This window comes from Streptomyces sporangiiformans, from assembly GCF_005768555.2.
GTDB classification, from domain to species: Bacteria; Actinomycetota; Actinomycetes; order Streptomycetales; family Streptomycetaceae; genus Streptomyces; species Streptomyces sporangiiformans.
In genome coordinates this window covers 20318-46557 of record NZ_VCHX02000173.1, presented here as the reverse complement: position 1 = coordinate 46557, position 26240 = coordinate 20318, and the positions used below count along the sequence as shown (strand labels likewise).

The 26240-nt window shown below is 70.3% G+C and carries 25 protein-coding genes and 1 pseudogene; 20 read left to right on the top strand and 6 right to left on the bottom strand.

Annotated features, from left to right (window positions below):
• Nucleotides 1-19 precede the first annotated feature (19 nt).
• On the top strand, nucleotides 20-1528 hold the full coding sequence (locus FGD71_RS30160) for a recombinase family protein (RefSeq protein WP_181359306.1): 1509 nt from the start codon (nucleotides 20-22) through the stop codon (nucleotides 1526-1528).
• 725 nt (nucleotides 1529-2253) lie between these two features.
• On the opposite strand, the gene FGD71_RS30155 is transcribed toward FGD71_RS30160, so the two are convergent.
• The 4 genes from FGD71_RS30155 to FGD71_RS30140 all read right to left on the bottom strand — a co-directional run bounded on the left by FGD71_RS30155 (nucleotide 2254) and on the right by FGD71_RS30140 (nucleotide 7164).
• Nucleotides 2254-3405: a substrate-binding domain-containing protein gene (locus tag FGD71_RS30155; RefSeq protein WP_119103708.1), complete on the bottom strand. Its 1152-nt coding sequence runs from the start codon at nucleotides 3403-3405 to the stop codon at nucleotides 2254-2256.
• A 122-nt stretch (nucleotides 3406-3527) separates the two neighbouring features.
• Entirely contained in the window at nucleotides 3528-4652 is a 1125-nt protein-coding gene (locus tag FGD71_RS30150) for an ABC transporter permease (RefSeq protein WP_119103707.1), read from the bottom strand.
• A complete protein-coding gene (locus tag FGD71_RS30145; RefSeq protein WP_240436842.1) occupies nucleotides 4652-6178 on the bottom strand; it encodes a sugar ABC transporter ATP-binding protein in 1527 nt (508 codons plus the stop codon). Before FGD71_RS30145 ends, FGD71_RS30150 begins: the two co-directional genes overlap by 1 nt.
• Nucleotides 6179-6366: 188 nt before the next feature.
• On the bottom strand, nucleotides 6367-7164 hold the full coding sequence (locus tag FGD71_RS30140) for an IclR family transcriptional regulator (RefSeq protein ID WP_119103705.1): 798 nt from the start codon (nucleotides 7162-7164) through the stop codon (nucleotides 6367-6369).
• Between the two features lie 204 nt (nucleotides 7165-7368).
• On the opposite strand from FGD71_RS30140, the pseudogene FGD71_RS30135 reads away from it, so the two are divergent.
• Nucleotides 7369-8247: pseudogene (locus FGD71_RS30135) on the top strand (cyclase family protein).
• Nucleotides 8248-8680: 433 nt separating this feature from the next.
• Complete coding sequence (locus FGD71_RS30130; protein ID WP_162931263.1) at nucleotides 8681-9340, top strand: helix-turn-helix transcriptional regulator; 660 nt, start codon at nucleotides 8681-8683, stop codon at nucleotides 9338-9340.
• Between the two features lie 121 nt (nucleotides 9341-9461).
• Here the strand turns inward: FGD71_RS30130 and FGD71_RS30125 are convergent, their stop codons facing one another.
• Nucleotides 9462-10733 carry an APC family permease gene (locus FGD71_RS30125; protein WP_162931262.1) on the bottom strand — a complete coding sequence of 424 codons (1272 nt, stop codon included), beginning with the start codon at nucleotides 10731-10733 and terminating at the stop codon, nucleotides 9462-9464.
• A 186-nt stretch (nucleotides 10734-10919) separates the two neighbouring features.
• Between FGD71_RS30125 and FGD71_RS30120 the strand changes: the two genes are divergently transcribed.
• The 16 genes from FGD71_RS30120 (at nucleotide 10920) to FGD71_RS30045 (ending at nucleotide 25423) form a co-directional block, all read left to right on the top strand.
• A complete protein-coding gene (locus FGD71_RS30120) occupies nucleotides 10920-11312 on the top strand; it encodes a cupin domain-containing protein (RefSeq protein WP_119103702.1) in 393 nt (130 codons plus the stop codon).
• Entirely contained in the window at nucleotides 11309-12595 is a 1287-nt protein-coding gene (locus tag FGD71_RS30115; RefSeq protein ID WP_119103701.1) for a class I tRNA ligase family protein, read from the top strand. The genes FGD71_RS30120 and FGD71_RS30115 overlap by 4 nt, the downstream gene beginning before the upstream one ends.
• Nucleotides 12592-13626, top strand: coding sequence for an NAD(P)/FAD-dependent oxidoreductase (locus FGD71_RS30110; RefSeq protein ID WP_140935976.1), 1035 nt, complete (start codon nucleotides 12592-12594; stop codon nucleotides 13624-13626). Before FGD71_RS30115 ends, FGD71_RS30110 begins: the two co-directional genes overlap by 4 nt.
• A gap of 79 nt (nucleotides 13627-13705) precedes the next feature.
• Complete coding sequence (locus FGD71_RS30105) at nucleotides 13706-14959, top strand: lysine N(6)-hydroxylase/L-ornithine N(5)-oxygenase family protein (protein ID WP_119103699.1); 1254 nt, start codon at nucleotides 13706-13708, stop codon at nucleotides 14957-14959.
• Complete coding sequence (locus FGD71_RS30100) at nucleotides 14959-15360, top strand: avidin-fold protein (RefSeq protein ID WP_119103698.1); 402 nt, start codon at nucleotides 14959-14961, stop codon at nucleotides 15358-15360. The genes FGD71_RS30105 and FGD71_RS30100 overlap by 1 nt, the downstream gene beginning before the upstream one ends.
• Before the next feature lie 92 nt (nucleotides 15361-15452).
• Nucleotides 15453-15944, top strand: coding sequence for a methylated-DNA--[protein]-cysteine S-methyltransferase (locus tag FGD71_RS30095; protein ID WP_119103697.1), 492 nt, complete (start codon nucleotides 15453-15455; stop codon nucleotides 15942-15944).
• Between the two features lie 184 nt (nucleotides 15945-16128).
• The gene (locus FGD71_RS30090; RefSeq protein WP_119103696.1) at nucleotides 16129-16626 is read left to right on the top strand and encodes a DUF3291 domain-containing protein; all 498 of its coding nucleotides are present in this window, start codon (nucleotides 16129-16131) and stop codon (nucleotides 16624-16626) included.
• Nucleotides 16623-17270, top strand: coding sequence for a nucleoside/nucleotide kinase family protein (locus FGD71_RS30085; RefSeq protein WP_240436841.1), 648 nt, complete (start codon nucleotides 16623-16625; stop codon nucleotides 17268-17270). The genes FGD71_RS30090 and FGD71_RS30085 overlap by 4 nt, the downstream gene beginning before the upstream one ends.
• The gene (locus tag FGD71_RS30080; RefSeq protein ID WP_119103695.1) at nucleotides 17267-18952 is read left to right on the top strand and encodes a GH3 auxin-responsive promoter family protein; all 1686 of its coding nucleotides are present in this window, start codon (nucleotides 17267-17269) and stop codon (nucleotides 18950-18952) included. Before FGD71_RS30085 ends, FGD71_RS30080 begins: the two co-directional genes overlap by 4 nt.
• A 27-nt stretch (nucleotides 18953-18979) precedes the next feature.
• On the top strand, nucleotides 18980-19837 hold the full coding sequence (locus FGD71_RS30075; protein WP_119103694.1) for a class I SAM-dependent methyltransferase: 858 nt from the start codon (nucleotides 18980-18982) through the stop codon (nucleotides 19835-19837).
• A complete protein-coding gene (locus tag FGD71_RS49230) occupies nucleotides 19834-21261 on the top strand; it encodes an FAD-dependent oxidoreductase (protein ID WP_119103693.1) in 1428 nt (475 codons plus the stop codon). Before FGD71_RS30075 ends, FGD71_RS49230 begins: the two co-directional genes overlap by 4 nt.
• Complete coding sequence (locus FGD71_RS30065; RefSeq protein ID WP_119103692.1) at nucleotides 21261-22385, top strand: hypothetical protein; 1125 nt, start codon at nucleotides 21261-21263, stop codon at nucleotides 22383-22385. Before FGD71_RS49230 ends, FGD71_RS30065 begins: the two co-directional genes overlap by 1 nt.
• The gene (locus tag FGD71_RS30060; RefSeq protein WP_119103691.1) at nucleotides 22382-23137 is read left to right on the top strand and encodes a DUF6182 family protein; all 756 of its coding nucleotides are present in this window, start codon (nucleotides 22382-22384) and stop codon (nucleotides 23135-23137) included. The genes FGD71_RS30065 and FGD71_RS30060 overlap by 4 nt, the downstream gene beginning before the upstream one ends.
• Nucleotides 23138-23139: 2 nt before the next feature.
• Nucleotides 23140-23784 carry a LysR substrate-binding domain-containing protein gene (locus FGD71_RS30055; protein WP_162931261.1) on the top strand — a complete coding sequence of 215 codons (645 nt, stop codon included), beginning with the start codon at nucleotides 23140-23142 and terminating at the stop codon, nucleotides 23782-23784.
• Nucleotides 23781-24572, top strand: a complete 792-nt coding sequence (locus FGD71_RS30050) for an alpha/beta fold hydrolase (RefSeq protein ID WP_240436840.1) — start codon at nucleotides 23781-23783, stop codon at nucleotides 24570-24572. Before FGD71_RS30055 ends, FGD71_RS30050 begins: the two co-directional genes overlap by 4 nt.
• On the top strand, nucleotides 24566-25423 hold the full coding sequence (locus tag FGD71_RS30045; protein ID WP_119103690.1) for a class I SAM-dependent methyltransferase: 858 nt from the start codon (nucleotides 24566-24568) through the stop codon (nucleotides 25421-25423). The genes FGD71_RS30050 and FGD71_RS30045 overlap by 7 nt, the downstream gene beginning before the upstream one ends.
• 3 nt (nucleotides 25424-25426) lie before the next feature.
• On the opposite strand, the gene FGD71_RS30040 is transcribed toward FGD71_RS30045, so the two are convergent.
• Nucleotides 25427-25852: a peptide deformylase gene (locus FGD71_RS30040; RefSeq protein WP_240436839.1), complete on the bottom strand. Its 426-nt coding sequence runs from the start codon at nucleotides 25850-25852 to the stop codon at nucleotides 25427-25429.
• Nucleotides 25853-26050: 198 nt separating this feature from the next.
• On the opposite strand from FGD71_RS30040, the gene FGD71_RS49750 reads away from it, so the two are divergent.
• The gene (locus FGD71_RS49750) at nucleotides 26051-26185 is read left to right on the top strand and encodes a hypothetical protein (protein WP_276147164.1); all 135 of its coding nucleotides are present in this window, start codon (nucleotides 26051-26053) and stop codon (nucleotides 26183-26185) included.
• Nucleotides 26186-26240: the final 55 nt, after the last annotated feature.

Below are 26240 nucleotides of genomic sequence, written 5' to 3'. Positions count from 1 at the left end.
AAAGGGAGAGGGACGCCACATGCCCGACACCCCACCCGCCCACCGGTCGTCCTGGGCGCCTCCCGTGCCCGGCCGCCCCTGGGCCACCGACGGCATCCCGGACGCCGCGGCGCTTCCGGTGACCGTCCCGGTGGCCTGGCTCGGCCGGACTTCCACGGAGGATGCCCAGGACCCGACACTGTCGCTGCCCCGGCAGCTGCGCAACGCCAGAGCCGCGCTGCCGCCCGGCTGGGTGATCGTCGCCCACTTCTACGACGTCGAGTCCGGCCGCAAGGAGCTGCACGAGCGGGGCAACTCCCTGGCTCACCAGAACTTCAAGATCCCCATCCCGCGCGACGGTAGCGTCGCCGATCTCCTTGAAGAGGCCCAGCGTCCCGATCGCCGCTTCGCTGCCGTCATCTGCGAGTCGATCGAACGCGTCGCCCGCCGCACCTACTTCGGCACAAAGATCGAGTACGAGCTGGAGCAAGCCGGAGTCGCCCTGTGTGCTGCTGATGAGCCGATCGTTACCGGCCCCAGGGCCAAGCGCGCCACACCGACCCTCACCCGGCGCGTCAAGCAGGCCGTCTCCGAGTGGTACGTGCTCCAGATGCTGGAGTTGTCCTGGGACGGCTTCATCGAGCATGTCTCCCAGGGCTGGAACGTGGGCAAGCCGCCCTACGGATACATGGCGGAGAAGGTGCCCCACCCCGTCCCCGCTCGCCGAGCCGACGGCCGTACCAAGCACCGGCTCATCCCCGACCCGCTGCGGGCCTCAGCGGTCACCCACATCTTCCAGCTCCGCGGGCTGGACAAGCTCGGTTACGACGGCATCGCCGATCGTCTGAACTTGGACCTTGTTGCCTACCCGCCTCCGGAGCCGACCCGCCCCGATGTGGCCCTGGGGCGCTGGAGCGGATCCGCCGTGCGAGAGATCCTGCGCAATCCCAAGTACACGGGCTACCAGGTCTGGAACCGCCGCTCGACGAAGAAGGGCGGCTACAACAACGACCCGAAGGAATGGGTGTGGTCTCCGCGACCCACGCACGAGCCTCTCGTCACCAAGGGACTGTTCGACACCGTCTCCACTGTGGGCCGTACGCGCCAGGGCTCCCGCACCACCCACGGACCCAACGCTCACCCGGCCACCAAGCGCTCCTATGTCCTGCGGTCGTACATCTCCTGCGACATCTGTGACCGCCGCATGTTCGGCAAGACGCGCCACCAGATCGCTTACTACGCCTGCCAGCCCGACGCGAACCAACATCGTGATCAGCCGTGGTTTCCCCACCACCCCAAGAGCTTGTGGATCCGCGAAGAGATCCTGATCGCGTCCGTCTCGCGTTTCTTCGCCGATCGGATCTTCGGGTCCGATCGGCGCAGCCACCTCGCAGCCGCGCTCGAGGCCGATCGATCTGCGGATGACGCCAGCGATCGCATCGCCAAGGAGCGCGCAGCTCTGGAGCGGTCCATCAGTGCCATCGGCCAGCGCCAGGCCCGCCTCATCCGCACCCTCGCCGACGGCTTCGGCCGGCGACGACGAGGCTGACGATCTCGATCCGGATCAGGAGAAGCAGTTCCGTGACGCGATCCGCCAGGAGCACGCCACGCTGGGCGCACAGCGCAAACAGCTCGCCGAGCAACTGGCTCAGCTGCAAGCACCGAAACAGGCGGCAGATCCCGCCGACCACGCGGCCCTACTCGACGCGCTCCCGCACCTCGACGTGGACCTTGCCCTGGTCCCGGAGGAGATCCAACGGCGGCTCTACAACGCCTTCGGACTGGAGGTCCGCTACAGCCGGCCCCGCGAGGAGCTGACCCTGCGGGTGACGATCCCGGGGTACCTGATTGACGGACTGGTGTCCGTCACCCGCGAGCTGGACCCATGGAACAAAAAATCGGGCGCCCGCACCGAAGTGCTGGCACCCGATCATGGCACTCGGGGCGGACAAGCCCGGCAAAGCCGACGCGTCCATTCCCATCTTTCGAGTGCCCCCGGCAGGATTCGAACCTGCGCACACGGCTCCGGAGGTCGTCGGATTTTCAGGTTCTCCCGCGCGACGCCTTGGGCGTACGGCGGCTGGCGGGCATGCGGCGGGAACAGCGTGACTGTCACCTGCACGGACAAGCCCACCGGCCCGGCGCCGACGATGACGCCGACCTCCTGTCCGGTGGCGAGGATGCCGGTGAGGAAAGACGTGCTCGTGGGGAGTTCGCTCGTCCGCCTCGACGAGGACTGGCTGATTGGGCCGTTCCCCGTGTGACGGCCGGAGGCTAATTGCCCCAGATCTTCCGGTACGCCTCCCGGTAGCCCTGCGGGTCCCAGGACGTACCGCCGCCGCTGTTGTCGGCCGTCGTGATGTGGACGGGGGCGATGTAGCCGCTGGCGGGCTCGTTGGCGAAGGCGCGGTTGAACTCGTCGACGATCTGCCAGCCCTGCTCTGAGAGCGGTTCGGGCACCGTCGCGGCCTGGTACTGCTTGCTGTTGAGGCGCTGGAAAGCGGACGGGTCGCCGTCACCGGCACCGATGTTGAAGGGCGCGCCGTCGCCCTGCCTGCCGGCCGAGCGCAGGGCGGGGGCCGCGTCGGCGAAGTAGAGATCGTTGATGGCGACGGAGTTCGTCCACTTGCTGCCGAAGCGGGAGATCAGTGCGGAGACCTCCTGCGGGGTACGGCTGCTGACGTCGGCGATGGGGATGTTGGCGGTGGCCAGGACATCAATGTCGGAGCAGGTGGCGAGTTCCTTTTCGATCAGGTCCGACTTCCCCTTGGCGAACGGGATGGAGGCGTCGGTGAAGACCACTACACCCGCGCGCCCGTTGGACTGGCTGATGATCCAGTCGGCGCTGACCTCCGCGACCGCTTCCACCTTCGTGGTGATGTTGGTGAAGAGCTTCGGTTCCTTGCTCGGGCCTGGCGTGGCGACGGCGTGCCAGCCTATGAGAGGGATGCCGGCGGCGTTGGCCTGGGCGACCTGCTGGGCGGTCGACTTGGGGTCGAAACCGGACAGGACGATGCCGTCGGGCTTGACGGCGACGGCCTGGCTGACGGCGGCCTGGATGCCGCCAGGGGTGCCCTGGCCGTCGATGACCCGGACCTTCCAGCCGATGGCCTTGACCGCCTTCTCGACGCCTTCCGCGGCGCCCGCGACTCCCGGGTTGGTCATGCTCTGGGCGACGTAGACGATGGTCTTGCCGACAGCCGCCTCGGGCCCCGTGGTCGGTCCGGTCCAGGGGGCGTCAACGGCCTTGGCCCTGGAGACCACCTTCTTCGCATCGGCGAGGACATCGGGGCAGCCTGCCTTCGAGGAGCCGGCGGCGGAGGTACCGCTCTCCGATCCTCGCGTGCAGCCCGCGACGGACGCGGTGACCAGGCTCAGAGCGGCTACGGCGGTGAGGGTTGCCTTGGGGGTGGCGAGGTACGACACAGGTCGGTTCCTTGGGGATGTGCGGCGGGGGGGGGGGGGGGAGGAGCTGCGGGCCGTTTGGGGTGGGGTGCGAGTGGTGCGGAACGCGTGGGGAGTGAGGGACGTGTCCGGGGTGTTGGCATCTAAGGCGTCGGTGTCTCGGGCGTCGACTTCGCCTCCGCTTCGGACGGCGACTGCCGGGTCGCCGTCGACCCTGCGCGCAGCCTGCGCCGCGCGGAGTAGCCTGCCAGGCCGACCGCGAGGAGCAGCGTGCCACCGTTGAACAGGGGCGTGGCCCAGAAGTCGGCGCCGAATTGCTGGATGCCGGCGAGGCCTATGGCCAGGACGGCTACGGCGACGACGGTTCCGGCGGCGTTGGCGCGGCCGGGCTTGATCGACGTAGAGCCCAGCAGGGCGCCCACGAAGGCGGGGAGCAGGTAGTCCATGCCGACGCTGGGGTTGCCGATGGCCTGCTGGGCGGCCAGCAGCACGCCGGCGAAACCGACCACGAGGCCGGAACCCGCGAAGGCGTAGATGCCGTAGCGGCGCGTGGGGATGCCGACGAGGTCGGCCGCGCGGGCGTTGGAGCCGATGACGTACAGACAGCGGCCCAGCGGGAGCCGTTCCAGCAGCAGCCACAGGGCGGCGGCCAGGGCGAGGACGTAGAACGCCGGTACGGGCAGGCCGAGGAACTTGGAGGTGTAGAGGTCGGTGAAGGCCGGGGGGAGGCCCTGCGGTCCGGGGACGATCCGGGCGCCGTCGGTGATCCAGCCGGTCGCCGCGTACAGCACGCTGCCGGTGCCGAGGGTGGCGATGAACGAGTCGATCTTGGCGAACTCGACCAGCAGTCCGTTGAGGACACCGACGAGGCCGCTGCTGAGGATGACGATGACACAGGCGAGGGGCCAGGGCCAGCCGTTGTTGACGATGAGCTGCATCGCCACGACATGGGCGAGACCGAGGCCGTAGCCGACGGAGAGGTCGAACCTGCCGGTGACGATGGGGATCATCGCGCCGAGCGCGAGGATCGCCGGAATGGACTGGTTGGACAGGATCGAGGAGGCGTTGTCCAGGGTCGGGAAGGTGTCCGGCAGGGCAAGGGAGAAGACCAGGAAGAGGAGGAGGGCGAGGACGGGCAGCCCGTAGGTGCCGACCAGCCGGCCGCGCCCTCGGGCCGGGCGGCCGCTGCCCGCGCCGTAGCCGAGCCCGGGCGCGGACCGCCGCTCGCGGTGGCCGGGTCGGTGGGAGGGTTCGGTGCCGGTGGCCATCACGTGTCCGCCGTTCCGGTCGGCGCCGGCATGGCCGACGCGGCGTGGGTGAGTTCGGTGACGGTGAGGGCGGCGCCGCTGAGCTCCGCGGCCACGGCGCCCTGCACGAAGACCAGGGCGCGGTCGCACACGTGGGCGACCTCCTCGAAATCGGTGGAGACAAGGAGGACGGCGAGTCCCTCGGCGAGCGCGCCGTCGAGCAGGCGGTAGATCTCGGCCTTGGCACCGACGTCCACCCCTGCGGTCGGCTCCTCCAGGATTACGACGCGGCGGCTCAGCCGCAGCCAACGGCCGATCATGACCTTCTGCTGGTTGCCGCCGGAGAGGGTGGAGATCGGCGCCTCGGAGTCGGCGGGGCGGACATCGAACCGCTCAACCAGGGAAGCCGCTTGGGCCCGCTCCCGCCGCGGGCTGATCCAGTGCCACGGGGAGTGGTGGTCGGCGCGCGGATTGGCCAGGAAGTTCTCCCGCACGGTGAGTTCGAGGGCGCAGCCCTCCTCCTGGCGGTTGCTCGTGACGAAGCCCAGCCCCGCGTCGAAGGCCGCGGCGGGGGACGTCGGGCGGTACGGCTCGCCGCCGAGCAGGACTTCGCCGCCCGTCAACGCTTGGGCGCCGGCGAGGGCGCGGCCGAGGTCCAAGTGGCCGGCGCCGGTCAGGCCGACCATCCCCAGTATTTCGCCCGCGCGTAGCTCCAGGTCGACGGTGCCTGCGCCTTCGGTGCTGGCACCGGTGAGGCGCAGTACCGGTGCGCTGCCGCTACGGACGGCGGACTGCGGTCGGTGGCTCTCTGCCTCGTGGCCCACGATGTCGTGCACCATCCGGTCGGGGCCGTGGTCGGCGAGGCGGCCTCGGCTGATGAGCCGGCCGTCACGCAGTACGGCGAAGCGGTCGGCGACCCGGTAAACCTCGTCGAGGCGGTGGCTGACGTAGACGATGCCGTGGCCGCCGTCGCGCAGGGTGTGCAGTACGTCGAAGAGGCGGGCGCAGTCGGCGGCGGGCAGGCTGGCGGTGGGTTCGTCGAGGACGATGAGCCGGGCCCCGGTGGACAGGGCGCGGGCGATGGCGACGAGAGAGCGTTCGGCGCGGGTGAGGTCGGCGACCGTCGCGTCGGGGTCGAGGTGACCGGCGATGATGCCGAGCGCCTCGGTGCAGCGTTCGCGGACTTGCCGCCAGGAGACGAGTCCGGCGCGTCGCGGATAGCCGGTGCCCAGGGCGATGTTCTCGGCGACCGTCATCCACTCGACCAGGCCGAGGTCCTGATGGATGAAGGACATCTCGGCGGCGGACGCTTCACTGCCGAGCGGATGGCCGGCCACGGTGATCCGGCCCTCGTCGGCCCGGTGGACGCCGGCGAGGATCTTGATGAGGGTGGACTTTCCGGCACCGTTGTGTCCCAGCAGGGCCAGGACGCTGCCCTCGCGGATGTCGAGGTCGACATCGGCGAGGGCGAGTGTGCCGCCTAACTGCTTACGCAGGCCGCGGATGCTCACGAGGGGTGCGGTGTCGTCGTCGGAAGCGTCATGCACGGACTTCTCCGAGAGATCTGGCGGCCGGGAGCTACTCCGCAGTTCAGACCAGAATCCTGTGCGCCACTCGACTTGCTGGTCAATAGTCTGAATGTGAATCATGCGTCAAAGTTCGGCGGCCATACGGAGTTTGTTCCGTACGGCCGCCGTGACCCTTCGAGCCGTGACTCCTGTGCGCCGGCTCCGGATCATCCGGCGTCGATGGGCGCCCCCTGGGGAAACATGGGGTTCTCCAGCCCGGCGGCGATGGTGCGCAGGTCTTTCAGCAGAGCCTCGCGGAACTCGTCGTCGAGCCGCGCCTTGAGCACGGTGACGCTGATCGCGAAGGGTGCGGAGTCGGTGCGGAAGCCCTGGACCGGCACGGCCAGGCAGAGGATGCCCGTCGTGGTCTCCTCGTCGTCAACGGCGTACCCCCGCTGCCGGGTCAGCTCCAGGTCCGCGAGCAGCGCGGGGACGGAGGTGAGGGACCGTCCGCTGAGCGCGGGCAGGGTGCGGCCGCGCAGCCGGTCCTCGGCCACCGCCGGGTCCAGGGCAGAGAGGATGGCCTTGCCGGTCGCCGTGCAGTTCGCGGGGAAGCGGTCACCGATGTTCGCGGTCAGCCGCAGCGGCTGTGTGCCGTCGTAGCGTGCCAGGTAGAGCACATCGAGGCCGTCCAGTACGGCGACCCGCGCGGTCTCCCGGGAGACGTACCGGCTGCGCCGGCACAACTCGTAGAAGTCCCGCAGCTGATCGACGGTGGCGAGGTAGCGTCCGCCGAGCTCGGCCAGTTTGCGGCCCAGACCGAAGCCCGTGCCGTTACGTGCGATCATGCCCGCCGCCTCGAGCGAGGCGCACAAGTTCCCCGTCGAGGACTTCGGCAGACCCAGGGCGCGGGCGAGTTCGCTGACCGACAGGGGCCGGCCTTCCGCCGCGGCGAGCGTGTCGAGGATCGCCACCGCCCGCGTGACCGCGGGGACAAGACCTCCTGGATCGCTTGCACCCGCCATAATCTCCCCCCATCATTCTGTTCGCAGTTCAGCATACTGGTAAGTGTCTCTTCTCTATCCCGAACGGCAACGTCGTTGGTGTTCCCTTCGCCGTCGAGACGTGCCTGGGTCCCCGCGGCTCCGGGAACGGCCTCTCGACCGTGCCGCGCCTGTCCGGCCGGCCGGCCGACAACACCATCCGAGCCTTGGAGCGCTGAGCAGTAGATGACCAGCACCCCGTTCGACTCTCCGTCCTCTCCCACAGCCCCCGACTCGCCCGGGAACACCCCGGACGACGGGCCCTCCCTCACTCGTGAGGAGTTCGACGCGCTCTTCGACGCCGTGCGCACCTGGGGCCGCTGGTCTCCGGAGCAGGCCGACCGCGGCGCCTGGAACCGGGTCACACCCGAGCACGTGCGACGCACCACCGCTCTGGTGGGCACCGGGGCCACCGTTCCGATGGCTCTGCCGTGGAACACCATGCCGGGACCTGACAACGGCAAACCCGCCCTATCACTACATGTCCGATCTCTGCGATGTGGAGGCGTCGGAGCCCTCCTGTCACAAGGACTTCATCGCGGCGGACTACCACGGCAAGGGCGTCAGCCACCTCGACGCGCTCTCCCACATCGCCTACCGCGGGCAGCTCTACGACGGCCACACCGCCCGCGAGGTCGTCGACGCGGGCGGCGCCCGCTTCGGTGCGGTCTGTGCGCTCGGCCCCTTGGTCACCAAGGGTGTGCTCCTCGACCTGCCGGCCGTCCTGGGCGCCGACTGGCTGGAGCCCGGTACGGGGCCGTGCACGCCCAGGACGTGCTCGCCGCCGAGAAGGCGCTCGGTGTGACCATCGAGGACGGTGACGCGGTCCTGCTGCACTCCGGGCACATGCGCCGCCGTGCCGCACTCGGCGCCTGGAACCCTGACGGCTCCGGCGCCGGCCTCCACGTGGATGTGATGCCGCTGCTGGCCCGGCGCGGGATCGCCCTGCTCGGCGGCGACGGTGACAGTGACGTACGACCCTCGCCGGTGGTCCTGCTGGTCGTTGCGCCGCTCAACATCCCCGGCGGCACGGGCTCGCCCGTCAACCCGGTCGCGGTGCTGTGATGGCGGGTCCGCAGGGTTCACGCTGCCGTTGTCCGCCACAGTCGCCCGCCCGCACGCGGCGGTCGACGCACAGGGCCTCGGCGACCTGGACAACGCGTCGTCCTCGACCTGCTGAGCGACACCACGAAGTAACAATATTTCGCACTCGGATCAACATAATGAACGACATGCTTAGACTTTCAAGTGTGTCTTCTGTGAAGTTCCCTCTGAGAGCCTTGTAGGTGCCCACGCCTGCCGTGCAGGGTATTGGCCGCAGTACAGAATACGGTATAGGGCTTCTGGTGTCAGGACACGCGGAGGTAGGGCTGGCCGAGCTCGGAGTCATGGGCCCGGCATGCTTCCTCTCGTGCTCCACCTCAATGCTTCAGAAGCCGAGGCGGTAACAGGCTCAGCAGGCCTTCCGCAGGCATGGAAACTGAACAGGAGCCCGACGATGGAGATCCTCGCCGGACGACAGGCCGACGGACTTGTGCACGACAACCTGACCCGGTGCACCAAGGAGTTACTGGCGGCCCGCCCCGCCGCCGATCCGATCGCGGAGTTGTGCCGCCACACCGATCTGCTGCAGCGCGGCGTCCACCTCCGCGCTCTCTACCACCACACCGCCCGCGCCTCCGGAGCGATGCGCGACCACGCCCACACTGCGGCCGGACTGGGCGCCCAACTACGCACCGTGGAAAGGCTGCCCTGCGAGGTCCTCATCATCGACCGACGGCTGGCGCTGATGGACCACGGTCCCTCCAGGATCATGGTGATCAGCGAGCAGCGCGTCGTGGACCACTTCGTCCGGGTCTTCGAGCACGTGTGGGAGGAGGGATGGGTGTTCCCCGCCGTCACCACGCGCCACCCCGACTTCGCGAGGCCCGCGGAGGCCGACCCCAAGCTCGCTATCCTGCGCATGCTCAGCGAAGGGGCCAAGGACGAGCAGGTGGCCCGCCGACTGGGCCTGTCCCTGCGCACCTGCCGCCGCCACATCGCCGACGTGATGTCCAACGTCGGTGCGGTGAGCCGGTTCCAGGCGGGCGTGCTGGCCGCCCGGTACGGGCTGCTCAGCCTGCCCTCGGTGCCGGACGACCTCGATGGCGTGAAATGACGTCAGGTGCCGTTCCCTGCGATGGGGCGCGCCGGCACCGGGTCCACGGTGCCGGCGGTCGGCCACCCGGTTCCCCCGACTTGGCCGACCGCACGGCGAGTCGCTGATGGTGGTACGTGGCTCACACGCTGCGCCGGCGCAGCACGACGTACCCGCCCGTCGCCGCGAAGGCCAGTACGGCCAGCAGCGACGGCAACCCGCCGCCGAGCAGGAACGCGGCGCTCGCCGTCAGCGCCACGACGCACACCGTCCGCATCGCCCTGTCCTCGAACAGCCGCATGCCCGCGGCGAAGGTCAGCAGGTACACCACCAGCGTCGATGCGCTGGCGAACGGAACCAGGTTGTGCTCGTCGCCGCCCAGGACGTACAGGCCCACGATGTCGAGGGCGTAGCACACCCAGCACACCCAGAGCGCGGCCATCGGAGTGCCGGCGCGGGTGACCGCCGACAGGCGACGCGGCACCGCACCGTCGCGGGCCATGGCGTACAGCAGCCGTGAGGCGCCGAAGACCCAGGCGTTGATGTTGACCACGATCAGGAAGACGGCCAGCGCCGAGCCCAGCCGAGCCGCGCCCTCGCCGTGACTGATCCGCAGCAGCGCGGTCAACACGGCCGTGTTGTCCGTGCCGGCCCGCGAGGGCACCACCAGCGCGACGACCAGGGCGAGCGCGCAGTAGAGCGCGCCGATGATCCCGGCGGCTGTCAACGCGGCGCGCGGATAGCTGCGCCGCGGGTCGCGGACCTCGTCGGCGACATGCGAGACGTGCTCCCAGCCGAAGAACGAGAAGAAGGACACCAGTACCGCCGCGCCCACCGCGCTCCACCCGTACGGCGCGAACGGGGTCAGCCGCTCCGGCTCGGCAGCCGGAGCGGACACCGCTATCACGGAGACCAGCCCGGCGATCAGGCTGAAGACGAGGATCAACTGCACCTGCGAGGCGAGCCGGATGCCGAGCATGTTCGCCACCACGCCCAGACTCATGGCCGCGAAGCCGACCAGCAGGATCACCGTGTGTCCCTGCCAGCCCATCAGCGCCGCGAAGTAGCGGGCCGCGGCGAGCCCCAGGACCGGATTGACCACCAGGTTGAGCAGCAGCAGGAACAGGCCGGCGGCCGCGCCCAGCCGGTCGCCGAACGCGCGCCTGATCAGATAGCTGGTCCCGGCAGCGCTGGGGTACGCGGCCGAGAAACGAGCGAAGGCCGCCGCGAACGGGAACGCGACGACGGCCAGGACCAGCCAGGCCACGAGGGATGCCGGACCCGCCAGCTCCAGCGCGATGCCGGGCACCACCAGGATGCCCGTGCCGACCAGTGTGGACACGTAGTAGACGATGAGGTCACGGGTGCCCAGCACCTTGCGCAGCTGCGTCGGGGCAGCCGAATCCACACTCACCACACACTCCCAACAAATATTGGTGAACAGCCGTGAGGTTGTTATGCATTTCGCCGTCAGGCCGGTCGAATTTCGCGTCTGCTATAACGGCCCCGACGGTAAGATCACCGCGCGGACTGGTCAATGGGCTAAAGTGGCAAGTTCTTGCCAGCACTGTCAGAGCATCAGTTGGGCACAATCGGCAGCATGGAAAAGCTCAATGCCGAAACGGCCAGGCTTACCGATGAATACTCAATTCGGATCGGCCGCTGGAGCCAGTACGCCATCACCGAGCAGCTGCCCTTCGACGCCATGTGGTGCGTCATCCCGCCCGGCGGCAGCAGCCAGCGCGACTGTCACGACGAAGTGGAACTGGCCGTGGTCGTGGGCGGCAACGCCGACTTCGAGCACGCGGAGGACACCCCGGGGGCGGCGGAACGGACCGAGGCCGCGCAGGGCACGGCGATGCTGCTCGGCAGCAACGAGCCGCACATCGTGCACAACCGCTCGACCACCGAGCCGCTGGTGGTGCTGAGCGTCTACTGGCCCCAGCAGGCCCCGGCGCCCGCCGCCTCCGCCGGGACGGAGGCGGGGTCATGACCGCGGACGGCCGCCTCACCGTGCTCACGACCCCGCCACCGACACCCAACGGGCCCCTGCACGTCGGCCATTTGAGCGGTCCGTACATCGCCGCGGACGTCGCCGCCAGGGCCGCCCGTCACCGCGGCGAGCGCGTGCTGACCATGACCGGTCTCGACAGCCATCAGAACTACGTGGCGGCGAAGGCGGCGGCCGAGGGGCGCCCGGTGCCGGACGTGGTGCACACGTACGGCACCGAAATCCGGGCGGCGTTCCGGCAGGCTCGCATCGACTATGACGTCCTGGCCGATCCCACCGAGGACGCCGACTACCGCAAGGCGGTGGACCGGCTCATGGCCGAACTGGTGGGTACCGGGGCGTTCGTCATGGAGGAGACCGTCTACCAAGCCTGCGCCGAGTGCGGGCGCACACTCCACCACGCATACGTCTCCGGCACCTGCCCTCGATGCGGCGAGGGAATGGGCGGCGGAGCCTGCGAAGGCTGCGCCGGCTTCGCGACAGCGGGCACCATGGTCGAGGCGCGCTCGACCTGCTGCGGTGCCCCGGCCGTCGAACGGCGGGCGGAACTGCCGGTCCTGCACATGGAGTCGTACCGCACACAGCTGCTGGAAACCTGGGCCCGCGCCCATGTACCGGCCTCCGCCATGATGCTGATCCATCACTATCTGGACGCCGGGCTGCCCGACGTTCTGGCCGCCTACCCCACCGACTGGGGCATCGAACTGGGCGCATTGCCGGGGCTGCGCGCCGACGTCTGGATCGAGATGGCCGTGGGCTACCTCTACGCCATCGCCCGCGCCGTCGACCCCGCGGTCTTCTCCCTGGCGGAGTGCGTGAACGCCTGGCAACAGGTGGGAGAGCTCTGGCACTTCCTGGGCATCGACAACGCCTTCTACTACACGATCGCGATCCCGGCGGTGTTCGCCGCTGCCGGAGTGCCCGCCGGAACGCTCGGCGGACTGGTGGTCAACGAGTTCTACCGGCTGGAGGGGCTGAAGTTCTCCACCAGCCGCAACCACGCCATCTGGGCCAACGAACTGCTCGCCGCCGAAGACCCCGGCCTGGTGCGGCTGTTCCTCTGCTACGACCGGCCCGACCGCTACGGAAGCGACTTCACACTCGACGCCTTCCGGGCCTTTCAGAAGGCTCCGCCGCGCGGCGACGGCGACCTCGCACGGGCACAGGCGGCGCTGCGGCTGCCCGGCTTCGACCCGGCCCTGGCCGTCCGCTGCCTCGGTGCGGCACCGAACCCACTGCGCCCGCTCCTCACCGGCGAGTCATGAACGGGCGACGCATAGGGGTGGCGGGTGCGGGCATCGTCGGCACACTCCTCGCCTGGCGGCTCAGGCTCGCCGACCGGAACGTCCGAGTGGAACTCGTCGACACCGTTTCATCCGAGCGCGGCGCCACCGGGGCGTCCGGGGGACTGGTCCGCGGGTACGATCCGGAACCGCGCCAGCTCTACCTGGCGGCCTCCAGCCTGGCCGAACTGCGCGCCAGCCGCCTGTTGCGGGCGTGGAGCTGCTACCAGGAGACCGGCTCGGTCTATCTCCAGGCCGACTCGGGCCATCCCGCGGCGCTCGCCGAACTGGAACGCCTGCTCCCTGGATCCGTACAGACCCGCGGCCCCGGCGAGGCCCCGTACCTGGCCACCCGGCACGCCGTCGTGGAGCGGCACGCCGGCTTCATCTCGCCACGGCGGTTGCGCGACGAGGTGCTGGCCGACTTCGTCCGGATGGGCGGTGACCTGGTCCACGGTCAGGTCGGCGGCATTCGCGCCGAGCCCGACGGCACGGTCAGCTGGCAGGTGGATGGCCAACAGCGCCGATACGACACCGGCGTCCTGGCCACCGGCCCATGGACCCCGGCGCTACTGCCGGGCGACGGCTACCGGACCAAACTGATCCAGTACGGCGTCTACGAGGCGAGCGGGACGGTCCCCGCCCCATTTGTGGACGAGGTCACCGGCCTGTACGGGCGGCCCGGGCCCGGCAACGGAGTCCTCCTCGGTGTACCCAGCGACACCTACGACATCGACCCCGCGAAACTCCGGCCCGACCCGGCACTCGTCCGGCGCACCACGGAACTGGCCACCCGCGTCTTCCCCGGACTGGGGATCGCCGGACTGCGCCACATTGTGGTCGCCGCCGACTGCTACACCGCCCCGCAGGGCCTGCGACTGCGCCCCGCAGCCGAGGCCGTACCTCACCTGTTCACCTTCACGGGCGGCAGCGGCGGCGCAGCCAAGACTGCGATCGCGGCCGCCCGCCAGAGCGCCGACAGCCTCCTGCACCACCTCGCAGTCCCCGCCTGATGTGACGGTTGGCGAACCCACCCAAGCACAGACCACCGGACCACCACACACCGGACAACAACCGCTGGAGGACACCGTTATGCACCACTACCACACCGTCGGCGTCGGAGCCGGCCCGGCCAACCTGAGCCTGGCCGCGCTCTTCGAATCCGCCGCACCGCACCAGATAGCCCTGCTGGAACGGCGACCCGGCCCCGCCTGGCATCCGGACCTGCTGCTCAGTGGCGTACGCATGCAGACCTCGTGGCTGAAGGACCTGGTCTCCTTCGTCGACCCGTGCCACCGGCTGTCGTTCCTCAACTACATGGTCACCACCGGGCGGGCGTGGGGCCTGCTCAACGCCCAGTTCGACTTCATCCCCCGGCAGGAGTACGCGCAGTACCTGCGCTGGGCGTCCGAGCGGCTCGGCTGCATCCAGTACGACACCGACATCGACCGGATCAGCTTCGACGGCGGCTTCGCCTACCACGCCGGCGGCGAGGTCGTGGCCACCAGCGACCATCTGGTGCTGGGGCTCGGCAGCAAGCCGTACGCGCCCCCCGAACTGGCGGGCGTCCTGGGCGATCGGGCCTTCTTCCCCGAGGAGTTGACCGCCCGGCTGCCCCAGCTGGACCCGGCGGAACCGATCGCGGTGGTGGGCGGCGGACAGACCGGCGCGGAGAGCGTCCTGGAACTGCTCGGCCGCGGCTTCACCCGTATCTCCTGGCTCGGCCGCCGGCCCTGGTTCCAGCCGATGGACGACTCGCCGCCCGGCAACGACTTCTACCGCCCGGCGTACGTACGGTTCCTGCAGGACGTGCCGCAGGAGACGCGCCGCCGCCTCGTGGACGACCACGTCCTCACCGGGGACGCCATCACCCCGGGCACGCTCCGCGCGATCTTCCAGGCCAACTACGACGGGATGCTGCGCCACGGCGAGTACCCGGTGACGCTCTACCCGGAGCGCGACGTGGTCACCGCCGAGGCCGACGGCGACGGGCTCACCCTGCACGCCGTCTCGCCCGTGGGGCGTGAGGAGCACCGTCTCGCGCACGCCGTGCTGGCCACCGGCCGGCAGCCGGCCGAGCCACCGCTGGATCCCGAACTGCGCGAGCGGATCGAACTGGACGACGCCGGGGAGCTCATGGTCGAGTCCGACTACTCGCTGCGCTGGAAGGGCCCGGACGGCCACCGGATCTTCGCGCTCAACCGGTCCCGCCACACGCACGGCATCCCGGACGCCAACCTGACCCTGCTGCCGGTGCGCAGCGCCACAGTGATCAACTCCCTGTTCGAGCGCGAGATCTTCACCATCCGCGACACCAGCGTCAGCACCCGCTGGAAGGTGGCGTGATGACGGGCCCGGTCACCGGGTCGACCGACTACGACGGCAGGTCGTTCCGGTCCGCCGCCACCGAGACGGCCACGTCCGCCGGCGTCCCGGTGGGCCGCTACCACCAGAAGGGCGACATCGTCTGGGCGGAGTTCTCCGGCGGCGCGGTGGTAAGCGGCTACCTGGTGGGGCGGCAGGCCGGCGACGGCCGTCTCGACCTGGCCTACTGCCAGGTCCTGGCGGACCGGACGGTCGTGTCCGGCCGCTGTGTGAGCACCCCGGAGATCCTGCCGGACGGGCGCATCCGGCTGCGTGAGGACTGGGAACGCCACGGTGTCGGCGCATCCCGCGGAGTCTCCTACATCGAGGAGATCGCTGAGCCCGAGCCGTCGGCCGGGCTCGTACGACGCGACCTGACGTGACGTCCTGTCCCAGAACGGCGGGCCTACACGTCCACTACGTTCGGGTAAACGGACAGTGCCCCATCAACTCACCGCCGACCTGAGGACGTTCAGTGCATTCCGCGAGGCACCACACCGTCGTAGACAGCCCATACGGCGCCCTCACCCTCGTCGCCGACGACGGCGTCCTGTGCGGCCTCTACCTGGACCAGCGGCGCCACGAACCTCCCAAAGACGCCTTCGGCGCCCGCGACGACACGCTCTTCGGGGAGACGCAGGAGCAGTTGGACGCCTACTTCGCGGGCGAGTTGCGGAAGTTCACCGTCGAACTGCGGCTGCACGGCACGCCGTTCCAGGTCAGCGTATGGGAGCAGTTGCGCCTGATCCCGTACGGCGAGACCCGCTCCTACAGCGAAGTGGCCGACGCCCTGGGCAACCCGAGGGCATCCCGTGCCGTCGGCCTCGCCAACGGCAAGAACCCCATCAGCGTCATCGTGCCCTGCCACCGCGTCATCGGCGCGAGCGGCAGCCTCACCGGGTACGGCGGCGGCCTGGAGCGCAAGCGGCGGTTGCTGGACTTCGAGCGGGGAACGCCGCTCTTCTAGCCGGCCAACCGGGCTGCGATTCTGTGTCTGTTTCGGGGGATTGCCCGGGGAAATAATTGCCGTCCATCTTTCCCGAATTCTCACACCCTGTAATTCGCGCAACTGGCAAGTTGTTGCCAACTCCGCTCTGCCCCGCGCTGCCAGAATTAACGGTACGCAAAAGCCCACTGATGGAGTGACAGGTATGACTTTCGAACTCGTGCACGTGAACGTCGGCAGGATGGTGGCACCGGCGGACGATCCGCAGATGAAGGAGTTCATCGACAATCTCGGCCCTGTGTTCGCTCTGGCGGAGGCGGCCCCGGGTTTCGTCTGGCGGCAGACCGACGACGACCCCGGGTTCGAGTGGGACGCGGGCGACAGCGCGGGCGTTCTCGTGAACATATCGGTATGGGCGTCGCTCGAGGAGCTGGAGACCTTCACCTACTCCGGCGAGCACCGCGAGTACGTGCGCAGGCGGCGGGAGTGGTTCCAGCACATGACCATGGCCGCGTACGCCCTGTGGTGGGTCCCGGCCGGCCATCGCCCGACCACGGCGGAGGCCGAGGAGCGCGTCAGGCACCTTCGGGAGCACGGTCCCACGCCGTACGCGTTCACTTTCCAGCAGAACTTTCCGCCCGGCGCGCACACGCCGGGGCCCGTCCCTTCCGAGCACGTGGCACCGGCCTCTCCGCTCGCGTGAGCGCCCGCGAGGCGGCGTACGAACGGCCGTTCTACGTGCTGCTGGGCCCCGACGGCGCGGGTAAGTCCTCGGTCATGGCGGAGGTCGGGGCCCGCCTGCCCGGATGGCGGATGCTGTCCACGGACAACGCCTTCCTCGGGCCGGAGCACGAGCTCGTCCGCCGGCTGCGCCGCCATGTGGTCGAGGACGTGCTGCCGAACCTGGGGACGTCTTACTCGGCGGACTTCCTGGCCAGCCTCCTGCAGACTGCCGTGGTCCATCTCAAGGACCAGGTGGGGTGCCAGGACGGGGACGTTCCGCTGCTGATGGACTCGTACTACTACAAGATCCTCGCGAAGTGCCGCCTGGCCGGCGTCGGGTCGAACCCCATGTACAGCTGGTGGCGCTCCTTCCCTCAGCCACGCGCGGTGGTCTACCTCGACGTGTCCGCCGCGTCCGCCTGGCGGCGCTCGGCCGAAGGCGCTCGGCTCAACCCGCTGGAGTACTTCGGTGAGCACCCCGAATGGCTGGGCTTCGAGAGCTTCCAGAAGAGCCTTCGCAAACTGATGCTGGAAGAGGTGAGGGATGTGCCAGTGACCATCATCGAGGAACGGCCCAGCGTGGGCCGGACCGTTGACGCGGTGGTGGAGGTGCTCACCTCGTGACCACCGGCCAGGGGTGGGCGCACGCCGGCCACGCCGAGCGGTACCGGGAGCGAGTCCTCGCCGAACGCGAGCGGTTGGCCGACGCGCTCACCGACCCGCACGGGCAGCAGCGGCACGTTCTCGCCGACCTCCTCGACTTCAACTCGGGAACCGAGTTCGGCAAACGGCACGGCTTCGCCCGTATCCTCGGCATCGACGACTTCCGCAAGGCCGTCCCGGTGCAGGACTACGCCGCACACGCGCCGCTGATCGAACGTACCGCGGCGGGCGAGCCGAACCTGCTGTCGGCGGACCGGCCGGTCGTGTACTTCACCAGCAGCGGAAGCACCGGCGCCCACAAGAAGATCCCGGTCACCCCACGGTTCATGCGGACCACCTTCTTCCCGTTCTACTACGCGGCCTGGGCGCCGCTCGTCGAGAACTTCCCCGACGTCGCGAACCGGCCCGACGCCGTGCTCAATCTCAAGCACGACCCACTCGCCGCGCCCCCCACCACGGCCGACGGCCGCCCCCATGTCGGAGCCAGCCAGGTCGACTTCGGGGAGAGGTTCGGCGAACCCCTCTCGGCCGAACTCGGCACAGCGGCGCCCTGGGCCACCCTCCCCGTGGACGTCGCGCCCGACGACCACCTGGAGAAGATGTACCTGCGGCTGCGGCTGGCGGTGCAGAGCGATGTGCGCTGTCTCATCGGCATCAACCCGGCGATGATCGCGGCTGTGCCGTACCAGCTGACCCTGTGGTGGGACCGCATCGTCAAGGAGGTGCGCGACGGCACCCTGGGCGGCGTGCCCCACGGCAGCTCCGACCCCGGCCGCGCGGCCGAACTGGAAAAGCTCGCCGACTACTTCGGCGCCGTGTCCCCGGCCCAGGTGTGGCCACGGGTCAGGGCCCTGTTCGGCTGGACGACGGGCGTGGCGTCGCTCTACCTTCCAGAACTGCGCGAGCGGTTCGGCATCGGGGTCACGGCGCTGCCCGCGCCGGTCGCCGCCTCCGAGGGGCCTGTCGGCGTACCGCTGGACCGGCACGGTTCCGCGGGCAGCCTCGTCGTGTCGGCCGCCGTGTACGAGTTCGCGGACGCCGACACCGACCTCGAGCCCGACACCGAGACGCTGCTGCCCCACGAACTGGAACCGGGACGCGAGTACCACGTGATCTTCAGCCATGTCGGCGGGCTGTACCGGTACGCCGTCGGTGACGTCGTCCGGGTCGTCGATCTGGTCCACGGTGTGCCGCGCGTGGAGTACGCGGGCCGGGCGGGCCGCTCCGACGTGGCCGGTGAGCGGCTGCGCGAGTCCCAGGTCGTCCGCGCGCTGCGCAGCGCCCTCACCGCCACGGGCCTCGGACTGGCCAACGTCGCCTGCCGCGTCGAACCGGCACCCGGCACGGTGGTGCCCCGCTACGTCTTCGCCATCGCCCCGCTCACCCCCTGGCAGGACGGCGAAACCGCACGCTTCACGGCCCTGCTGGACACAGCACTGACGGAAGAGTCCGCCGGCTACCGGCGGGCCCGCACGGACAGTCGGCTCTCCGCCCCCGCAGTGCACCTGCTCGACCCGGACGCCTTCCACCGGGACTGGCACGCGGCCGTCGGCAGCGGCATCCGCCCGACCCAGGTCAAGGACCGGTTGTTCCGGCAGGACGACGCCCTGTGGCAGCGCCTGACCGGTACGGCACCCCTCTGACCATACGCAGCATGAGGAGCCCCCCACATGACCGACCTGCTGAACGCGGTGGAGCGGACCGCCCTGCTCACCGCCGCCCTGCGCGCCGCCGAGACCCGGCGTGAGGACCGCCTCTACGAGGACCCCTACGCCGCCACACTCGTCGGCGACGCGGGCCCCGGACTGCTGGCCGAGATACGCGCGGCGACCTTCCCGCCCGACAGGCCGCGCACCCTGCCCAGCACCCCCGACTACAACGCGATCCGCACCCGGTTCTTCGACGACTTCCTGTTCGGCGCCGCTGGGCACCCAGGCATGACCCAGATCGTGCTGGCCCCGGCGGGCATGGACTCCCGCGCCTACCGGTTGCGCTGGCCCGGCCACATCCGCTACTTCGAGGTCGACCGGCCGGCCGTACTCGAGTTCAAGGCCGATCGCCTCCGGGACGTCACCCCGCGGGTGGCCCATCACCCCGTCGCCGTCGACCTCACCGCCGACGACTGGGAGCAGCGGCTCGTCGATGCCGGGTACGATCCGTCGCTGCCCTCGACCTGGCTGCTCGAAGGGCTGCTCTACTACATTCCCGAGGCCGACACGCACCGCATGCTCCAGCGCGTGGCGGCCGTCTCCGCGCCCGGCAGCCGGATCGCCGCCGACCTGGTCAACGCCGCCGCCCTGACCTTGCCGCACATGCGGGGGCTGCTGGACGTCTTCGCTCGCTGGGGCTGCCCCTGGGTGTTCGGCAGCGACGAACCCGAAGCGCTCTTCGACCAGTACGGGTTCGACGTGGAGGCCACGCAACCCGGGGAGCCGGGCGCCGACTTCGGCCGCTGGCCCGACCCCGTGCCGACGCGTGATGGCACGGACGTCCGCCGGGTGTTCTTCGTCCACGGACGGCGCCGTTGACCGCGCCCGCCGTGGTGGTCGTGGGCGGCAGCGTCGCTGGACTGGCCACCGCCCTGGCCCTCGCCGAACGCGGCTTCGCGGTACGGGTCCTGGAACGTTCCGCCCCGCCGCCGGAGGGACCGGTCGAGAAGGCCGCAGAACTCTGGCACCGGCCCACCGTCGCGCACAGCGGCCACTCCCACATCCTCAACTCGCTCGGAGTGCGGGTCCTGCGCCGCTCGGCCCCGCGCCTGCTGGACACGGCCCTGGAGGAGGGCGCGCGGCTGCTGGACCTCACCTGGGCGGCACCCACTCGCGCGGACCGCGAACTGGTGGCCCTCGCCGTACGCCGTCCCGTCCTCGAACTGCTGCTCCACCGGGCCGTATCGGCCCTGCCCACCGTCACGATCGACCACAGCGCAGCGGTCCGGGGCCTGCTCCTGGACCCGTCCGGCTCACAGGCCCGCGGCGTGCTGACCGACAGCGGCGCACAGGTGCCCGCACGGTTCGTGGTGGACGCCACCGGCCGAAAGGCCGCCGCCCGCGCCTGGCTGAGGGACGCGGGCACACCGGTGGGCGAGGACCTGACCGACCCCACGCACCTGCGCTGTTTCACCCGCTTCTACCGGCTGACCGAGCCGGACGGCACCTTGCCCGGCCCCCTGAACCGCGGCAATGCGGCCGGCGGCATCTGGGACCATTACGCGGCCGTCGTGCACCTCGCGGACAACGGCACCTTCGCCATCGCCCTTGGAACGCTCACCTCCGACCCGGCCACCACCGTGCTGCGCGAGCCCGAGGCCTTCACCGCCGCCGCGCGGCTCTCCCCGCACGTGGCGGAGTGGACCGACGAGCGGGTCGCTACGCCGCTGACCGGCGTCCGGGCCATCACCATGCCGCCGAACACCCTGAGCTCCACGATCCGTCCCGGACAGCGGCAGGCGGCCGGACTGTTCCCGGTCGGGGACGCGGCCTGCGTCACCGACCCGCTCTACGGTCGCGGCATGTCGCTCGCCCTCGAACACGCCTTCCGGCTGGCCGAACTGCTCGATGCCCACCCGACCGCGGGGGAGCGGCAGAGCGATCTTGCCGTGCACCTCGCTGACGAGATCCATCGCCCCTGGTACGAACAGGCCGTCCACGACAGCCGGGCCCGCACCGCGCTGTGGCGAGCCAAGGCCGACGGCACCCCGCTGTCCCCGGTGTCTCCTGCCGCTCCGGGCCGGCCGGCCCTCGCCGAGGTGGCACGGGCCGCCGTCGATGACGCCACTGTCCGGCGCGGCCTCGTCCGCGTCCTGATGGGCCTCGACATGCCCGCGAAGATCTTCGACGACGCCGGCTTCCGAGAGCGGGTGGACGGCGCACGGGACGCCGTCGCACCGGCCGGCCTGCAGCCACCGACCCGGCAGGAACTACTGGCAGCCCTCGGCTCGGAGGAGGAGTGATGACAGGGGGACGCCGTCGGGTGCTGCTGGCACCGATCACCGTCACTCCGTCCAAGCCGCTGACCCCCAGCCACCTCAAAGGCCTGCTCTGGACGGATGTGATGTTCCGGGCCACGGCACATCTGGCCGACGTCACGTACCGCTACAGCCACACCACGTACCACCCCACCGAACAGACGCTGGGCTTCTGGGAGTTCCTCGATCGCAGCCACGGCGACGTCGACTACGACGCCCTGTCCGAGGAGGAGGTCGGCGAACTGTATGTGCGCTTCCGGGCCGAGCGCAGGCCGCTCACCGCCGCGGACGTACGCCCGTACGCCGAGGCCGTCGAGCGCACGGGCTATGTGCACCCCGCCAGCGCACGCGTGCTGCGGCTGTGGAGCCGGCACTACGAGCGGCTCGGCCTGCACGACCCGGGACTACTGGCGCGCCAACCGCCCGGGTTCGGGCTGGAGGAGATGATCCGGCATCTCGTGGCGGCCGGCCTGGGCCTGGACCAGCGGTACGTGGGTGGCCCCGTGTACCTCGACGCGACCCGCCACGGCCTGCCCCTGCGGCAGATCGTCACCGCGGACGGACGCCCCAACTATCTCGCCTGCGCACTGCGCGAACTGCTGCCGCTCGCCCCCTGCTACGACGAGACCGTGCTGCTGTACGACCGGGAACTCGATCCCGATTACCAACTCGTGGAACGGGCGCTGACCGGCACGGGGACCACCGTTCACCGGGTGCCCATCGGCCGGGTGCCGATCGACGGCAAGATCACCTCCGCCCGGCACGGCGGCTGGCACAGCCACACCACGGACGTACTGCTGCGCACCCTCGGCGACGAATACGACCCGGCCGCGCTCCGCCTCGGCATGCGCCTGTACTTCATCGCCACCCTCGGACCCGGACAGCGGGAGTCGTTCCGCTACGACCTGCTGCGCAAGAGCCTCGCCCGCGCGGAACAACTGCTGAGCCGTGCGCGGGAGACGCCACGGGTCCCGGGCGCACTGCCCGCTCTGCTGGCCCGGCATCGGCGCGCTCACACGCATGTCGATCCCTACCGGCTCACCTCGTCGCTGCTCGGCCGCAGCCGCCGGCCCCCGGCCAACGACCTGCTGACCACGGTGTTCATATGACTCTCAGCCCCGAAATGCTGCTCACCGTCGCGGCCGACAGGCTGCGTACGGCCCGACCCGAAATGGCCGCCCGGCTGGACGTGTCCACTCCCGACGCGCTGCGCGACGCCAAAGCCGCCATCGCCTCCCGGGAGGTGGACGGTCCGGCCGACGGTGCCGTCGTCGCCGTCATCGGCAGCTTCTCCCTACCGCGCTGGGTACACGAGACCTGCCGCTTCGCGTTGTCGGTGCCGGCTGACCGCGCCGTACCCTGGCGGCGCTCTTTCACCCGCACCCTGTTTCTGGCGGGGCGGCCCGACAACCTCAGGGAGCGGTTCGCCTTCGACCACATCGCCGACGACGCGTCATCGGCCTGGGTCGGGCCTGCCGCCGACCGGACCACCACCGCCCTGCGCCGGCTGCTCAAGACGTTCAGCGGCGCACGTGAACTCTCCGCGTGGGCTCCGGTCGCCATAGCCGTGTCCGGGCCTGCCGCGTCCGGTGCGCCGAGCCCTCCGAGCCGCCCCCACGTCCACCGTGACCTGTACATCGCCACGTCGGGACTCACCGTCTCCGACATGCTCGTCCAGGTGAACCACCTTCTCGTCGAGGCAGTTCTGGACGGACTGATCCGGCCCGCGGACAGGCTGACCCTGCGTGCAGTGCCCCACCTGTCCGGCTTGGCCGTGCCGTTCGCCGCGCTGCGCGTCGACACGGACGTGCACCGCCCCCACGAGCTCCAGGCATACGCCGCACTGACCGAGGAGACCTGAAAGTGCCCGATCCCCTGCTCACCGCAGCACCCGACGCCACGCGTCCCGTCCGCCTCGGCGTCCATGGCTCATCGCACCTGGCCTCCCGTGTCATCACCGCCGCGGGGCACAGCTCGCACGAGGTGGAATTCGTTCCGTACGAGGTGGCCGAACCCTTCCGCCCGCTGCGCGCCCGCGCCCTGGACGTCATGATCGTCAAGTACGCCGTACAGGAACCGGACATCGTCGTCAGCCGGCCCGTGGCCTTCGACGGCCGCGCGCTGATCGTCGGCAAGGAGCACCCCCTCGCCGACCGCGATACGGTGTCGATCGAGGAGGCCGCCCGCTACGACTGCTTCCGTTGCCCCGGTGACTTCCCGCCGTACGTCTGGGACAGGGTCGTGCCGCCGCACACCCCGTCAGGTACACCGCTCCGCCGCATCCACCGGATGACGACCGTGAAGGCGATGGTCGGTGTACTCGCTGCCGGCCAAGCCGTCCACGTGTCGTTCCAGTCGCTCGGCGCGATGCTGCCGCCGCACATCAGGGCCGTTCCCATACATGATCTGCCGCCCGCCCCGGTGAGCCTCGCCTGGTTGCGCGACGTGGATCTCCTCCCGCGGGCGGCCATTCTCGTCGCCGACGCCGAGCGGAGCGCCGAGCAGTGACCCGCACCGAGGACGTCCCCGTCGTCCTGCTGCACGCCCTGCCGCTGGACTCCGCCATGTGGCAGGCCCAGGCAGCGGCGCTGCGCGCACGCGACCGCACGGTCATCACTCCCGACCAGCGCGGATTCGGCGGCACCCCCTTGGGTACGGCGCCCCCCTCGCTTGACACCGTCGCCGACGACCTCGCCGCGCTGCTCGACCAACGCCGCGTCGGCTCCGTGGTGCTCGCCGGATGCTCGATGGGCGGCTATGTCGCGATGGCCTTCCTGCGCCGTCACCGTCACCGGGTCCGGGCCCTCGCCCTGCTGGCCACTCGGGCGAGGGCCGACAGTCCCGAGGAGGCCGCCGAACGCATCCGTTTCGCCGACCTGATACTCGACGAAACCCGCCGCGACCAACTGGTCACCCACACCGCCCCGTTGCTGCTCGGCGCGGCCACCCGAGCCCGACGGCCCGACCTGGCCGAGCAGGTGACGGCGATGGCTGCGACCGCGGCTCCCGAGTCGGTGTCCTGGGCCCAACGCGCCATCGCGACCCGCCCCGACTCCCTGTCCGTCCTGCGCGGCACCGACGTGCCGGCCGTCGTCCTCAGAGGGGCCGAGGACGACCTCGTGGCCGCCGACGAGGCGGCAATCACGGCCGAGGCCCTCCCGCGCGGGCGGCTCGTCACCGTGCCGACGGCCGGCCATCTCCCACCGCTCGAGGCCCCCGATCACGTCACTCGGCTTCTCACCGCACTGCTCGACGCCTCCGCCGCGGAGAACCGGAAAGGAGACAGCGAATGGTGACAGAGGATCATGCGTCCTGGGGCCACACTGCATCGACCGGGCTGGGATTCACCCACGAGTCGATCGTCGACGCGCACTTCGAGGCGTGCCTGCCGCACTACCGGGCGGCCCTCGATCAGGTCGGCATCCGCTCCAACTGGCATGTGCTGGACGCGGGCTGTGGCAGCGGTGCCTTCCTGCCCTGGCTGGCCGATCTGGTCGGTCCCGGGGGCCGTGTGTCGGCGATCGATCTCGCGGCCGAGAACGCGGAACTCGCCGCCGAGCGGATGCGGCGCCACCCATCCCGCTGCGCCGTCGACGTCCGGCAGGGAGACGTCCTCGGCCTGCCGTACGAGGACGACACCTTCGACGCCGTCTGGTGCGCGAACACCACGCAGTACCTCGACGACGACGAACTCGCTTGCGCCCTGCGGGAGTTGAGCCGGGTGGTACGGCCGGGCGGGATCGTGGTGGTCAAGGATCTCGACGCCTCCCTGATCACCGTGCGGCCGGCGGACCCCTTCCTGCTCACGGACTTCTTCCGGCACGCCGCCCGCAGCTCCGGTTACGCCCGGCAGCTGTTGCGCACCCGCGATCTCCACCGGTACCTCGACGACGTCGGCCTGGTGTCGGTGCGACAGCGGACGATGCTGATCGAACACTTCGCACCGCTCGGGCCGGCAGCGCTGCGGTTCTACACAGCGGCCTGCGCCCGCATCGCCCAGCAGGCCACCGACCGGCGCCTGGCGGGAGACTGGGCGCCCTTCCTGGACCCGGACGGCGCGGCCAACCCGCTGCGGGACCCGCAGGGTTACCTGAGCGAGGGCAACACGGTGACCGTGGGCACCGTCCCGCCGGCCTCCGACCGGTGACGCTCACCGGTACCCAGCACCGTACCTGCGACGGTCGGCCGTCACCCGGGCACCCGGGGTGCCTGGACAGACACCCTTCGTACTGCTCGTCGGTCTCCGCTGAGGCGGCGGTGATGCGGGGGTTGAGCAGCACGATCGCGTCGGCGCCTTCCTCGGCGGGTTGGACGACGGCCGCTCCCGACCGATGCCGATCTGCGGGGCGGCGATGCCCTTTCCCTTGGCGAAGTGGTGCACTCGGGCGATGCGCTCTACGTGGGCGAACAGCATCTCCACGGTCTGTTCCGCGGCGTCCCGCTCGGCGGGCAGGCCGATGGGGCGGGCGGGCTCGGTCAGGACGGGGGCACCGTGCTGGACGACTCCGCGCCCGCCGGAGGACACCCGTCCGGTGCCGCTTCCGCCCGAGCTGGTGGCGCTGTGGCGAGAGAGCATCAACACTTTCGGTACCGCTGGCGCCGGAAGGCCGTTCTTAAACGAACGCGGTGGCATTCTCGCCTCCAGCACGTACGACCGCGCCTGGCACGAAGCCTGGGAACTGGCCCTTCCATCCGACCTGCTGAACACACCTCACTCGCGGCTCGCCCCTATGACCTGCGTCACTCGGCTCTGTCCACCTGGATGAATGCCGGAGTGGACCCCACCGAGGTCGCGGAACGCGCCGGCAACAGTGTCGAGGACCTCATGGCCAAATACGCCAAGCGCCTGTACGGACGGGCCGCGATCGCCGGCCAGCGCATCCAGGCGCTGCTGGGCGAATACGATTGAGCGCCTTTCCAATCCCCGGGGCTTCCTTCCGAGTCCGGGAATGGTGGCTGGTCGG